Genomic DNA, 14,527 nt, shown 5'->3' with positions numbered 1-14,527 from the left:
TTAATCGAAAAGATTATTATTGAGCATTGTTTGTAAGTATTTTACTTATTTTTGTACCAAATTCATTATTAAGTATCAACCAAGCAGTTAAAAGTAAAACTAAGGGAGAGAATTTAGTATTTTCTTTTTTTTAATGATTGAATCTTTAATTCATTATTTTTAGTAATAAATTTAAACCGGCAATAATTTACTGTCTGTCAGCAGGTAAAAAACCTGATTGTTAAATGTCTATCTCAAATGTAACAGTAAACTCTAATGAAACGTATATTTTAGTGAGCTGTCAAAAGAACGCATGATTAACGAAGAAGCAAAAGAAATTAAAGAAGAAATCGAGGCACAAGCTATCGAAGTAACAGAATCCGCAACAGACCCAAAAGCGGAAGACGTCTCTATTAGTGAGGTTGCAGAAACCTCTGAACCAATTGAAACAATCTCTGAAGTACTACCTGAGCCTATTCTTGTATCAACGATACTTGAAACTAGTGAAGAACCAGAAACAATTGAAAATCAATCAATTGATTATTCTAATTTTCAAAAATCAGACTTTATCACTACTTTAGAAAAAGTACTTGCTGATGTAAAAGAAAATCCTTCAATTGGCATTTTCAGGAAATCTGAAGATACTTTGAAAGAAGTTCGCCCCTTGTTTGAACAAATAAAAAGTGCTGAAAAAAACGAAGCACTTGCCAAGTTCAAAGAAGCCAATGATGGGTCTGAAGATGGTTTCGAATTTAAGCCTGATACTTTAAGTGAACAGTTCGACAAGCTTTTCAAAGCCATCAAAGAGGAACGTTCTAAGTATTTTGCCAACATTGAGAAGGAAAAAGACAAAAATTTTAGCCAGAAAACAGTACTAATTAATCGTCTTAGAACGCTTGTTGAAGGGGAAGATAGCAACGATCCTGCTCATATTAAATCTGGATTTAATGAATTCAAGAAAATTCAGGAAGAATGGAAAAGTGCTGGAAATGTAAACTCACCCCATAATAATACGCTTTGGCAAACATTCCATGCATTAGTTGATAGATTTTACAGCAATCGCAGTATATATTTTGAATTATTAGAATTAGACCGTAAGCGTAATTTACAGCACAAAATAGAGTTGTGTAGTAAGATTGAGAGAATTGCTGAAACGTCTAAGACTGAAAATGTTACTGGCAAAATGTTAGATGAAGCCGTAGCAACTTTTGAAGAATACAAGCACATAGGGCCTGCTCCGAAAGAAGAAAACGAACTTATCTGGCAAAGAGTAAAAGATGCTTTAGATATTATTTATGGCAAACGCCGTGAGCAATTAGAAGCGTCAAAAGCAGAAGCAGAACAAGTATTTGGCTTAAAGTCATCTATTGCAGAATTAATTCAACCTTTTGCAAGCTTCAACTCAGCCTCTATTACAGAATGGAACGACCGCACAAAGGCACTTTTAGCTTTACAAGACCAATGGAATAATATCAAAGGTTTTATGCCTAAAGAAAAAGGCAAAGAATTGAGTGATAAATTTTGGTCAGATATTAAAACGTTCTTCCGTAACAAAACAGAATTTTTCCGTTTGTTAGAAATCAAAAGAGAAGAAAATTTAAAAGCTAAGAATGCTATTATTGAAGAAGTAGAGGCATTGTTGACTAATGAAGATGAATCTCAAGAAGCGGCCAATACAGTTATTCGTTTGCAAAAAGAATTCCGTGAGATTGGTCATGTTCCTGAAAAAGACAAAGACATTATCTATACGAAATTCAAAACTGTTTGTGATGCCTTCTTTAATGCTAAAAGAGCCAAAAACCAAAGCATAGAAAAAGAGTTTGAAGCAAATTTGGTGAAGAAAACGGCACTTTGTGAACAAATAGAGAAAGAAGCCGTAGAAGGAGCTGATACAGCTAGATTAGCTGAATTCAAATCGCAATGGGCATCAATTGGGTTTGTTCCTAAAAAGGAGATGCAAAATATCGGAAAACGTTATATCAATGCCATCAACAAGTATGTAAGTGCAATGGCAAAACTTTCTGGTAGAGAACGTGAGCAACTAAGTTTACAGAATGAAGTTGAAATGGTGAAATCTCATGGAGAATCGCCAAAAGATTTAATTCGTAAAGAAAACGATATCCGTCGCAAAATGCAGACGATAGAAAATGATATAGCTGTTTACAGAAATAACTTAGAGTTTTTTGCAAAATCTAAAAATGCAGACAAGCTTCGTCAAGACGTTGAAGCAAAAATTCAAAAAGCTTCAAAAGAATTATCAGATTTGAAACATCAAATTAAGATAATCAGAGAAGCAGAAAAGTAAAAATCACTAAAACAGGGCTAAATTCAACATTAGCCCTGTTTTTTTTTATTTTTTTTTTCAAGCTTAATCTTTTGAGATTCAGAAACTTGCAAAAAAGTTTAACAAAATGTTAAAAATTTATTCTCAAAACGTTTGGAGAGTATTACAAAACCTACTAATTTTGCATCACGATAAACGAAGAACATCTCGCTAATCGTTGAGAAAAGCCTTCTTAGCTCAGCTGGTAGAGCAACTGACTTGTAATCAGTAGGTCATTGGTTCGATCCCGATAGAAGGCTCCAAAAGTTACAAAAACCCTTCATGCATGGCGTATGAAGGGTTTTTTGCTATAGAAATATTGCTCCGTTTGGAATTGCTCTAAAAGTCTCCTATCTTATTGGTTATAACAAACAATTACGATTAATTTAATTCATAGTAATCATAATTCAAATAAACCTTATTGAATTACACTCATAAAATCATTCCCTTCTACGATGTCATTAGAATGACATCAAAATATCTGTTTAAAAATAATCATAAGATTTCACTATCTACTAAGCTTTAATATCGGGAAATGGAACAAAAGGGCAACAAACATAAAAACTATGAAATTCTAAACTTATTAGGTTACGGATTATCAAAATTTGACAATGCTTTTGTAGAGGAATTTGGGTTTACAACAAAGAGTAGTTTCTTTAATTATTTTGTTGAAATTGGAATTGTTGAAACAGGAAGTGTATCAAAAATAGGATGGATTTATTTGACCCATTTTTTCCTAATAATGAGCGAAAAGGTTGGTGGCAAAAAGGTGATGTCTATATTCACAGAAAACATTTAATTGATAGCCTTTTTGGAAATGAAAATGTAAAAGGCTATTCAAATATTGTTAAATTGTATTTGAAAGAAAACTATAGTATAAAAGAGCTTTTGGTTGAAGTAAAACCAATTATCAAATCAAGATTTAAAAAATTACAAGAAACAGGGTTAGAAGCTGAATTGTATTTTATCAATAATTTTCATTCGATAGCTACATTTAATAATGGAGTCTTAGAAGATGCAAGGCTATATGGTGATGGTTATGATTTTCAAATTAATGTTAATGAAAAATCTTATCTATCGGAAGTCAAAGGGATTAGAGAAAAGAAAGGGAAGTTTAGATTGACTGAAAAAGAATTTCTGATGGCATCAGCATATCAAAATGATTACATTATTACTTTAGTTTTAAATCTGAATGACTCACCTAGATTTATAAATATTGAAAATCCAGTCAATCAATTAGATTTCAAAGAAATAACAATAGTGTCAAAAAAAATCAAAGAATATCATCTATTAAAAGATATATGTTAAGCTTTAATGATAAAATAACCTACTTCGAAAACTGTTTGAATAAACCTGAAGCAAATTATGCTGATAGTTTCAAAACAGAAATTATTTTTTTCTTCAATGAATTGAATGATAAAAATCCTATTCTAAATTTTCTGAATGATTGTAATTCATTTTCAGAAATTGAGGAATGGATTAATAAATTGACTTCTAGAATCGTTATGAGAGAAGAAGATTTAGAGGTTAATGAAATTATTAATGATTATTTAGAACTTGGATAATCTTAAACGTTTTGGGTATTAATCTGTTTACCTTCTATTAAGAATTGTCAGAATATAAATATTTAATTATCCTTTGTCTCCTCCAAATCTTCCCTCCTTTTTTTCGATATGTTTTAAAATGGTGTATTTTTGTTGTGCAAACTCAATGTTGATGAAATATAATCCTCAATTTTATTTATTTCTTTTCTTACTTTCATGCTTTACACTGTCGGGATGCATTTGGGCAAGGCGCTGTCCTGAAAAGACTTGTCGCGTAGCCACTGAACATAAACACGAAGGGGGAACTTTTCGTCCCCGTGCTGCATTCTCTTGGACAACGACCAAAAAACATTGGCCGTGGAATCCTGTTAAAGGAAGCAAGAAGTTCAATGGTAAAAAAGATAAGAAATCGGGCAAGACTAAATTTAAATATACCCTTCCTGGGGAAAGAGTCGATTTCGACAAAAAGAATTAGTCTCAGCTATTCAACATACAACACATGAATCTAATTAAAGTATCTGCTGGAGTGGTTAATCAAACTCCTTTAGCATGGGAAAGTAATAAAAACAATATCATTGCTTGTATTGAAGAGGCAAAAAAACAAGAAATTAGCCTTTTGTGTTTACCTGAGCTTTGTATTACTGGCTATGGTTGCGAAGATATGTTTTTTGCACAAAGCACTTGTGATACTGCTTTAGAGATATTAGAAGACATCGTTTTGCATACTTCTAGTATAGCCGTATGTGTAGGATTGCCTATCCGTATTAATAATCACATTTATAATGCAGCTTGTTTGATTGTCAATAAGCAAATCAGAGGTTTTGCTTGCAAAAAGACGCTTGCTAATAATGGTATTCATTATGAAACGCGTTGGTTTCAGCATTGGCCAGTCGGTGAGAAAACAGAATTAAGAATTGGAGAGTTTACTTATCCTGTAGGCGATTTACTGTTTGAAGTAGGTGGTGTAAAAATCGGCTTTGAAATTTGTGAAGATGCTTGGATTGCCAATCGCCCAGGAAGAGAACATTATTTAAAGGGTTGTGATATCATTCTTAACCCCACAGCTTCGCACTTTGCCTTCTTTAAGACCCAAACCCGCGAACGCCTCGTTCAAGATGGTTCTCGTGCTTTTGGTGTGGCTTATATTTATGCTAATTTACTAGGCAATGAAGCTGGTAGAGCCATTTTCGATGGCGATGCTATGATTGCCCAAGCTGGTGAAATGTTGGTATCTGGTACAAGGTTTTCGTACAAAGATTATTATTTGACCACGGCAGTAATCGATTTAGATAAAATTCGGTTAGAACAAAGCCAGAATTTATTCCACTTCAAGGCTTCAAATGCTATTCAAGTGCTTTTTGATTATCCAGACATCCCTCCTTTCAAAAACCATTATGCAATGGAACATTGGGAAGCCAATGGTTTTCAAAAAGAAGAAGAATTTGCAAGAGCTATCGCTTTGGCATTGTTCGATTACCTCCGCAAATCTCGTTCAAATGGCTGGGTAATTTCGCTTTCTGGTGGTGCAGACTCCTCTGCCATTACCGCTCTTTGCTATTTAGCGATTGAATTATCAGTAAAGGAATTAGGCTTGGATGGTTTCAAACAAAAATTAGGATACATTAAAGCGATTCAATCATGTAATTCTGTTGCTGAATTATCGGCGGCTTTGATTACTAACGTATATCAAGGCACACAGAATAGCTCTTCAGATACGCGCCATTCGGCTACTTCTTTAGCGAAAGATTTGAATACTACTTTCTATGATATTGATATTAATGGTTTGGTAGAAACTTACAAAGGATTAATTCAAGGGGCTATCGGAAGAGATTTATCTTGGCAAACGGATGATATTGCCCTCCAAAATATTCAAGCGAGGGTGCGGAGCCCAAGCGCTTGGTTATTGGCAAATATCAATAATGCATTGTTGTTATCTACTTCCAATCGCTCGGAAGCATCTGTTGGCTATGCTACCATGGACGGTGATACTTCTGGATCAATTTCGCCCATTGCAGGTATCGATAAGCATTGGTTGCGTCACTGGTTACGTTGGTTAGAAAACACTGGTTTGGGAGGAACACTCAACATCAATGGCTTGAATGCGATGAATAATTTGCAACCAACTGCCGAATTACGTCCGCTTGAAGCCAAGCAAATAGACGAAGAGGATTTAATGCCTTATGATTTATTAAATGCCATTGAAACTTCTGCTATTCGTGATAAGAAATCTCCGACAGATTGCTTTAAAATCATGGAAGTAGAATTTGAGGGTATTTATACACGAGAGCAACTAATTACATCTATCGAAAGGTTCTTTAAACTATTTGCTAGAAATCAATGGAAACGTGAGCGTTATGCTCCAAGTTTTCATGTGGACGACCGCAACTTAGACCCTAGAAGCTGGTTAAGATTTCCGATTTTATCAGGTGGTTTTGAAAGAGAAATTGCTGAAATGCTAGAATATGCTAATAATGCTGGGAAAGGAAAAAGACGAGGAAAAATTGGTTTTTAATAATTTCTCAGATTAAATACAGCAACTAGCAGCTATCCAATAACAACATTCAACATGTCACAACAAATAAATACTTTAATATTTGATTTAGGCGGTGTATTAATCGATTGGAATCCGCTTTATGTTTTTAACCACGTTATTCCAGACGAAGAAAGAAGAAACTACTTCTTTGAACACGTATGCCCATATCATTGGAATGAACAACAAGACGCTGGAACGCCAATTGCACAGGCTACTGCTGAAAGAATTGCACTTTTTCCTGACTGGGAACACGAAATTTCGGCTTATTATGGACAATGGGTAAAAATGTTGGGCGACCCTTTTCATGGTACAGTTGAAATTCTGAGAAAAGCGATTGATTCACCCAATTATCGAGTATACGCCCTTACTAACTGGTCGGCTGAGACTTTACCGATTGCTAGGTCACTTGAACGTTTTGAGTTTTTGAATTGGTTTGAAGGTATTTTAGTTTCTGGAGAAGAATTTATGTTAAAACCACATCCTGAAATTTATGAAACTATTCTGACTAGGTATAACATTGATAGAACCAAAGCTGTTTTTATAGATGATAACATCAAAAATATTGCTGGTTCAAAGGCTGTAGGTTTAGAGGCTATCCATTTTCAGTCTCCTAAATCTTTAGCAGAAGAATTTATTAAATTAGGCATTAACTTATAATATATTTTAAATCAATATAAAATACCTCTTCGCGATAAACCACGTCGTGTTTAATTATTAAAATATGCTACTAGCCATAGACATTGGTAATACCGACGTAGTTTTCGGAATTCACAATCAACAAGCATGGATTTATCAATTTAGGATTCCTTCGGATTCATCTCGTCGTTCTTCTGATTTTGAAGCAAAGCTTCGCTTGTTTTTCTTAGAAAATGGTTTAAAAATAAGTGAAATCAATCGCTCAATTATTAGTTGTGTGGTGCCTGATTTGAAAAGTACACTAAAAGAAATGGTACAAGAAATGATAGGCATCGACCCTATTATTATTGGTCCAGAAATGTATGACCAGTTGAAGATGGAGATTTTGAGTCCTTATGAAATTGGTACAGATTTAGTTTGTAATGCTACTTATGCTTATTATACTTATAAAAAAGCCTGTCTGATTGTAGATTTCGGCACTGCCCTTACTTTCACAGTAGTGTCTGGTGAAGGTAAAATATTGGGGGTTTCCATTGCTCCTGGGTTAAAAACAGCGGTAAAATCTTTATTCTCTAATACAGCTCAGTTACCCGAAGTACCCTTAGTCATGCCAGAATCTGCCATTGGTAAAAATACCGTTCATGCCATTCAAGCAGGTATCCTGTGGGGGTATGTAGGAATGGTTCGTGAGATGATTATGCAAATCAAAAAAGAAGTTGGTCAAGATTGTCTAGTTTTAGCCACTGGAGGGCTTTCATCCATTCTAACACCACTACGTGACGAATTTGATGAGGTAGATAAACTACTTACGCTGAATGGACTAAAAATCATTTCAGAAATTGTAAAATAGCTTAAAAAATATTTTCCTCAATAGGCGGCTTGATTTAATATCAAGTTGCCTATTTTTTTAACTAAGAAAATCTTTTTTATTTTTTTCAAATTTGCCTGCAACCTTTTTCTTTCACCCTGCATCTTAGTTACAAATTACTTCTTTTATCGTTCCCTTTTTTTAGTCATGATATTGTTTCAACCATTTATCCTTTAGGGAAGCCGATTAAGTAGTTTGCATAACAAGGTAGTAGGTATAAAATTAATTTTGTTTCAATAATCATCCAAGATAATTTCAGTTTAAGCAAAAGTTTAGCCGATAAATCTAAAAACCTAAAATTCATTCATCATGAAAACAATTTTTTACACATTCCTTATCTTATTTAGTTTATCTACTATTAAGGTACAAGCTCAGGGGAAAATCTCTGGACAAATTACTGACGATAAAAGTAAAATTGTAGAATTTGCTACTATTACATTGTTGAATGCCAAAGACTCATCACTTGTAAAAGGGGCTCTGGGTGATGTAAATGGCACTTTTGAATTCGAGAAGATAAATTATGGTACTTATATCATTAATATCTCGCAATTGGGCTATAAAAAATATTATACGCCAAAATTCATTCTTTCGGCTGAGACTTCGAATATCAAATTATCAAAAATAGTATTATCAGAAGATTCTAAGCAACTAGGTGAAGTACAGGTAACGGCTAAAAAACCATTTATCGAACAACAAATTGACAAAACAGTCGTGAATGTTGAAAATTCAATTGTGTCGGCTGGTAATACTGCTATTGAAGTTTTAGAGAAATCGCCAGGTGTTACGGTGGACAAAGACGGAAACATTTCGTTGAAAGGAAAGCAAAATGTGATGGTAATGTTAGATGGCAAGCCAACGTATATGTCTGCTAGTGACCTAGCTAATATGCTTCGCAACATGCAAGCTACTCAGTTAGATAAGATTGAAATCATGACAAACCCTCCTGCTAAATATGATGCCGCAGGTAATGCAGGGGTAATTAATATCCGTTTGAAGAAAAATCAGAATACTGGCTTAAATGGTTCGGCGAATATTGGTTTGGGGTATGGTCCTTATAAATCTTTACCAAAAGAAAGCGCTGGTTTAAACCTAAACTACAGAAATGGTAAAGTGAATGTATTTGGTAACTTCTCTGCTAATGATAGAAAAAGCTTCCAATATCAAACAATCAACCGTAAGTTTTTTGAAAATGGAAAAGTGATTTCTGGTTTCGACCAAGTGGGTGACAATGATAGAAGAAACAACTCTTTCTCTTACAAAATGGGTGCTGATTATTTCCTTGACAAAAAAAATACTATCGGATTTTTGTTCAATGGAATGAACGGTACTTGGAAAGAAGACTTAAACAATGAGACTTTAATCAAAAATGCAACTGCTCAGTTAGATACTACATCAAGAACATTAGGAGCAATCAACAACAATTGGGGTAATTATTCAACCAATATTAACTTCAAACATGTGATTGATTCTACAGGTAGAGAAATAACTGCTGACTTAGATTATGCACGATATGATGCCAACAATTCGATGAAGTATCGTACTTCAAAATATGATACGCAGAATATTTTACGCCAGACTAGAAATGAAGATGGTTTGACTGCCTCTAAAATTAATATTTATTCTGCTAAGGTAGATTTAACATACCCTATTAACAAAACATCAAAGTTTGAAACAGGATTAAAATCAAGCTATGTACACTCTGGAAATGATATGAGTTTTGTGTTCTTAGTAGGTGATTTAAATACGCCTGTGCTTGACCCAACACGTACTCGTGACTTTGTTTACAAAGAAAATATCAATGCTGGCTATATCAATTACTCAAAAGAGTTCAAAAAGGTAAGCATGCAATTAGGTTTGAGAGTTGAGAATACAAATGGACAAGGTACTTTATTAGGAAAAGAATTATTAAACAGACATTATACCAACGTTTTCCCAAGTGTATTTTTCCGTCAGAAATTAGCAAAAGACCATCAATTAGGTTATTCGTTCAGTCGTAGAATAGACCGCCCTAGCTACGAAGATTTAAACCCATTCTTATTCTTTCTTGATCCTTATACTTTCCAGAGAGGTAATGAATTGTTGCAACCACAATATACGAATGCATTTGAAGTATCGCATACCTATAAAGATGCCATTACAACAACTTTAAATTTCAGTAGAACTAATGGTGTAATGACTGAAATTTTGGAACAAAATAATGCCTTGAAAACAACAAACGTAACTAAAATTAATATTGGTTATGTAGAAAACATGGGTATTTCGTTCTCAGTGCCTGTACCAATTACAAAATGGTGGTTTAGTAATACTTACTTGAATTTGTATAACAATCATTACGTAGGTGATATTCCTAAAACGACTATTAGCTCAGATGGTACGTCATCGACTGTCCTTCAGCCTTTGGATGCTCGTGCTACTACTTATCAAGCTAATATGACGCACCAATTTACTTTACCTAAAAAATACTCTTTAGAGTTAAGCGGTTGGTATCAGTCACCTTTTGTTGAAGGACAATTAGCTGGTCGTCCAATGGGAGCCATGTCATTCGGTATTCAGAAAAAATTCATGAACGACAAAGCTACTTTGAAATTGAATGTTAACGATGTGTTCTGGTCTAATCAATTCAGAGGTTCATTCATCTTCAATGACATTGATGTACAAGTAACAAATAAATGGGAAAGCAGAGTGATTCGTTTGAATTTCTCTTACCGTTTCGGAAATAGTAAAGTAGCTGCTGCTCGTCAACGTAGAACTGGATTAGAAGACGAAAAAGGACGTGTAAAAAACAGTGGTAACTAAAAATGATTTTTCATTACAGTGAAAAATAACTCGAAATCTATTGACTATTGAAAATTAAAAAAGGATGCCGTAATGGGCATCCTTTTTTAATAATGTATAATTCGCTACTTTTTCGCAACGTAAATGTTAGATGGCGTTAAGAAATCAAAAAAACGCTCTAACCAGCCTTTATCTGCATCATAAGAATTGATAGATGATGCTTTTAGATTTGTCTTAGGGCTTCTTGATTCATCCAGAACCATCTCAGCCAATAAAGGGTAAGATTTCATAAATTTGTGTTTTTTAATGTGACACGGTTAAATGATTATTGGTACTCTAAACGGAGGTTCACTTAAAAAGTGATAATCTTTAAACTCGAGTTAATTATTTAATTGACACAAAGTTACAAATAATAGTTTTAAAAATTGCAAAAAATATTGTTTTTGAAATACATTTTCTTGAAATAGTATAACTAATTTAACATTCCCTTAATAATCAGTCGCTTTTATCCCAATTATTGCTAACATTCTTCCTGTCTTTCCTTTTTCTTTTCTGTGCGAAAAATAGCTGTCATTATCTAAAACAGTAGAGAATTTTGACAACGCTATTTGACTAGCGGGCACTCCCACTGCTAACAATTGTGCCTGATTAGCTTTCTTCAAATCAACAAAATACTTTGCTTTTTCTGGATCAAATCTTTTGAATTGGCTATCAAAATTTTGGGCTACCTCCTCGCCTACTTCAAAAGAACATTCATCAATACAAGTGCCTACATAGGCAAAACAATCTTTCGGATTGGTGTCAAATGCTATGGTCATTTGTGTAATTGTTTTACCTACAATATCTAAAACAGTTCCTCGCCACCCTGCATGAATGGCCGCTACTACTTTTTGCTTAGCATCATATATTAAAATAGGCGTACAGTCGGCTATAGTAACAGCTACATATACATCGGCTTGGTTGGTAATTAGGGCATCGAAACCATCATAAGAACCTGCCTTCGTTACTGTTAATACTTTATCTTCGTGGACTTGATAAGAAAAAGCTACCTTTTCAGCAGAAAAACCCAAAGCTTCATAGAATTTATCTCTATTTTTATGCACATTTTCGAGCGAATCACCAGAATACAGTCCTAAGTTTAAGGAATTGTAAGGAGCCTCGCTAAAACCATTTTTACGAGTACTTTCAGCAGCTACCAGTGCTGTAAATTGTTCAAATATCTGAGGTCGGGTAAACATTTTTATGTTTTTTGGATTTGGAGACTAGAGGACTTTAGGACTGAAAGATTTTAGGAACTTTAGACTGGAGTTCATACCCTAAAATCCTTCATCTTAAAGTCCTAAAGTCTAATATTCCTATAATCCTACAATCAACAATGAAACTAATTTATATACTATTCTTTTTACTATTAATAAGTTGTCAAGAAGAAAAAAAAGCTACACAGCCTGCTGGTATAGCACTTTCTTTTGATGACCGATTTATTAAAGAATGGTATGAATTAAGGCCACTTTTTAAAAAATACAACGCAAAAGTAACATTTTACGTTACACAACCCGATAGTCTTTCTAAAGAAGAAATTATCATGCTACGTCAATTACAAGCAGATGGGCATGAAATTGGTTGTCATGGAGCTATGCACGTAGGCTCTATCAGATATGTTTGGGAACATTCTATGAATGAATACATGGAAAAAGAAGTTTTTCAAGCCCTTAGGACGATGAAGCGACAAGGATTTAATCCTACAACTTTTGCTCATCCAGGGGGCTCTCAAATTTGGTATATCGATAAAGAGTTATTAAAACACTTTAAATTGCTGAGAGACGTAGCGATAAAAGAAAGAAAAATAGCAGGTTTTACTTATAAACGAGCCGTTGAAAATATGGATGAAATATATCATCAATACGACGATAGCCCAAAGGTAAATGCCTTGTTGATTGACGTGGGGAATAATACGACGATAGAAGATATAAAAAAGGGATTAGCAAGAGCCCAGCAGGAAAACAGTGTTATGATGCTTTTTGGGCATCGTCCTTTGCGTATAATCACTCATAAACCAGAAGAATATGGCTTTGATATACATTTTTTAGAGCAAATCTTGGCAGAAAGTGCTAAATTGAAGCTTCAATATTTTACAATGAACGAACTTCATTCAGGTCTATGAATTAACACTCATCCCCTACATTAACACAAAATTTTCAATGAAAAAACAAACTACCTTCATCACTACCATCCTTTTATCATTATCATTATCCACTTTTGCCCAAGATAATGATTCCACTGTCATCCGTAAATTCTTTGATGAATCCCTAGCTCGTGGTAAATCTTACGAATGGCTTCGCGATTTAACCGCTAATGTTGGTCCACGACTAAGTGGGTCTGAAGGAGCTAAAAAAGCCGTGCAATGGGGAAAAGCATTATTAGAAACAGGCGGTTACGACCGTGTTTTCTTACAAGACGTAATGGTGCCACACTGGGTACGTGGTGCAAAAGAAGAAGGTTATATTTTAAACGGCAAACAAAAAACAGCAGTGCCTTTAGTAGCCTTAGGAGGGTCAATCGCTACGCCTAAAAAAGGAATCACGGCTGAGGTAATTGAAGTAAAGAACTTTCAGGAATTGAGAGCATTAGGGAAAGAAAAATGCGCAGGCAAAATAGTTTTCTTTAATCGCCCGATGGATCCTACCAAAATCAATACTTTTGAAGCGTATGGACAAGCAGGCGACCAACGTCGTAGTGGTGCTAACGAAGCCTCAAAATTAGGGGCTATCGGTGTAATTATTCGTTCGTTGAGTAGTACAGAAAACGATTATCCACATACAGGTTCAATGACGTATGGAACGGGTGTTCCGTTGATTCCTGCGGCAGCATTAAGTACAAAAGCCGCTACTTTATTGAGTAATACCTTAAAGGAAAACCCTGCGACAAAGTTTTACTTTAAACAATCTTGTGAAACCCTTCCAGATGCTCCTTCCCATAATGTGGTTGCTGAAATTAAAGGTAGTGAACATCCAGAAGAAATTATTGTAGTAGGCGGACACCTAGATTCTTGGGATTTAGCTCAGGGTGCTCATGATGATGGTACAGGCATTGTACAATCAATTGAAGTAGCACGTTTGTTTAAAACTTTAAACATTAAGCCAAAGCATACTATCAGAATTGTATTATTCATGAACGAAGAAAACGGAACTCGTGGAGGAATTAAATATGCAGAGTTGGCGAAACAAAATAATGAAAAACACATTTTTGCTTTAGAATCAGATAATGGAGGTTTTACACCTCGTGGTTTTGGGGTTCAAGGTGCTTCAGCAGAGTTATTAACTAAAATCCAGTCGTACCGTACTTTGCTAGCACCTTATGGCCTACATGAAATTGAGCGTGGTGGTGGCGGTGTTGATATTGGTCCATTAGCTCCACAAGGAACGGTATTAGTAGGTTTTAAACCAGATGCTCAGCGTTATTTTGAATATCATCATGCTTCAAATGATACTTTCGAAACCGTTAACCAACGTGAATTAGAATTAGGTGCTGCTTCGATGGCAAGTTTAATTTACTTATTGGATAAATTGTAGTAGGGTTTTAGCTTTGAGTGATGAGCTTTGAGCTTTTTTTGCATTGAAGGTTTCAGAGCTTAATGATTATCCACATCTTTAAAAGATATAATTATTGATCAAAGCAATTGAAATTTCAAGCCTTATCGCTAGCGAGGGACTTGAGTCCCTCGCTAGCGATAAAACATTGATTATCAAATATTTGACAAATTTAGATTTTAAAGCCATATAAATAAAAAATGCCTCAATCCAAAAATTGAGGCATTTTTTATTTATCATGAAGGAAGCGTTAAGTAATGATTTAAAACTACATTATTGAAA

The 14,527-nt window shown here is 34.5% G+C and carries 12 protein-coding genes and 1 tRNA gene; 11 read left to right on the top strand and 2 right to left on the bottom strand.

Annotated features, from left to right (window positions below):
- The first annotated feature begins 292 nt into the window (after window positions 1-292).
- The 9 genes from AC07N0_RS09690 (at window position 293) to AC07N0_RS09650 (ending at window position 10,679) form a co-directional block, all read left to right on the top strand.
- Window positions 293-2,284 carry a DUF349 domain-containing protein gene (locus AC07N0_RS09690; protein WP_494589011.1) on the top strand — a complete coding sequence of 664 codons (1,992 nt, stop codon included), beginning with the start codon at window positions 293-295 and terminating at the stop codon, window positions 2,282-2,284.
- Window positions 2,285-2,489: 205 nt separating this feature from the next.
- Window positions 2,490-2,565 (top strand) — tRNA-Thr (locus tag AC07N0_RS09685).
- Between the two features lie 448 nt (window positions 2,566-3,013).
- Window positions 3,014-3,610, top strand: coding sequence for a protein NO VEIN domain-containing protein (locus AC07N0_RS09680; RefSeq protein ID WP_494589010.1), 597 nt, complete (start codon window positions 3,014-3,016; stop codon window positions 3,608-3,610).
- A complete protein-coding gene (locus AC07N0_RS09675) occupies window positions 3,604-3,867 on the top strand; it encodes a hypothetical protein (protein ID WP_494589009.1) in 264 nt (87 codons plus the stop codon). Before AC07N0_RS09680 ends, AC07N0_RS09675 begins: the two co-directional genes overlap by 7 nt.
- A 151-nt stretch (window positions 3,868-4,018) precedes the next feature.
- Window positions 4,019-4,321, top strand: a complete 303-nt coding sequence (locus tag AC07N0_RS09670; protein WP_494589008.1) for a hypothetical protein — start codon at window positions 4,019-4,021, stop codon at window positions 4,319-4,321.
- Window positions 4,322-4,345: 24 nt separating this feature from the next.
- On the top strand, window positions 4,346-6,358 hold the full coding sequence (gene nadE, locus AC07N0_RS09665; protein WP_494589007.1) for an NAD(+) synthase: 2,013 nt from the start codon (window positions 4,346-4,348) through the stop codon (window positions 6,356-6,358).
- 54 nt (window positions 6,359-6,412) lie between these two features.
- Window positions 6,413-7,036 (top strand): HAD family hydrolase, encoded by a 624-nt coding sequence (locus tag AC07N0_RS09660; protein ID WP_494589006.1) that lies wholly within the window; start codon window positions 6,413-6,415, stop codon window positions 7,034-7,036.
- Window positions 7,037-7,100: 64 nt separating this feature from the next.
- Entirely contained in the window at window positions 7,101-7,865 is a 765-nt protein-coding gene (locus AC07N0_RS09655; protein ID WP_494589005.1) for a type III pantothenate kinase, read from the top strand.
- A gap of 327 nt (window positions 7,866-8,192) precedes the next feature.
- Window positions 8,193-10,679, top strand: a complete 2,487-nt coding sequence (locus AC07N0_RS09650) for a TonB-dependent receptor (RefSeq protein ID WP_494589004.1) — start codon at window positions 8,193-8,195, stop codon at window positions 10,677-10,679.
- Between the two features lie 104 nt (window positions 10,680-10,783).
- On the opposite strand, the gene AC07N0_RS09645 is transcribed toward AC07N0_RS09650, so the two are convergent.
- Together AC07N0_RS09645 and pgeF are read right to left on the bottom strand one after the other, a co-directional pair.
- Complete coding sequence (locus AC07N0_RS09645) at window positions 10,784-10,948, bottom strand: hypothetical protein (protein WP_492802575.1); 165 nt, start codon at window positions 10,946-10,948, stop codon at window positions 10,784-10,786.
- Window positions 10,949-11,146: 198 nt separating this feature from the next.
- A complete protein-coding gene (gene pgeF / locus AC07N0_RS09640) occupies window positions 11,147-11,896 on the bottom strand; it encodes a peptidoglycan editing factor PgeF (RefSeq protein ID WP_494589003.1) in 750 nt (249 codons plus the stop codon).
- A 137-nt stretch (window positions 11,897-12,033) separates the two neighbouring features.
- Between pgeF and AC07N0_RS09635 the strand changes: the two genes are divergently transcribed.
- Together AC07N0_RS09635 and AC07N0_RS09630 are read left to right on the top strand one after the other, a co-directional pair.
- Window positions 12,034-12,819, top strand: a complete 786-nt coding sequence (locus tag AC07N0_RS09635; protein WP_494589002.1) for a polysaccharide deacetylase family protein — start codon at window positions 12,034-12,036, stop codon at window positions 12,817-12,819.
- Window positions 12,820-12,856: 37 nt separating this feature from the next.
- On the top strand, window positions 12,857-14,227 hold the full coding sequence (locus tag AC07N0_RS09630) for a M20/M25/M40 family metallo-hydrolase (protein ID WP_494589001.1): 1,371 nt from the start codon (window positions 12,857-12,859) through the stop codon (window positions 14,225-14,227).
- Window positions 14,228-14,527 lie beyond the last annotated feature (300 nt).

Source organism: Arcicella sp. GW821-FHT09D11, from assembly GCF_059416265.1.
Note: the sequence above shows the minus strand (reverse complement) of the source record. Positions and strands in the feature narration are given on the sequence as shown.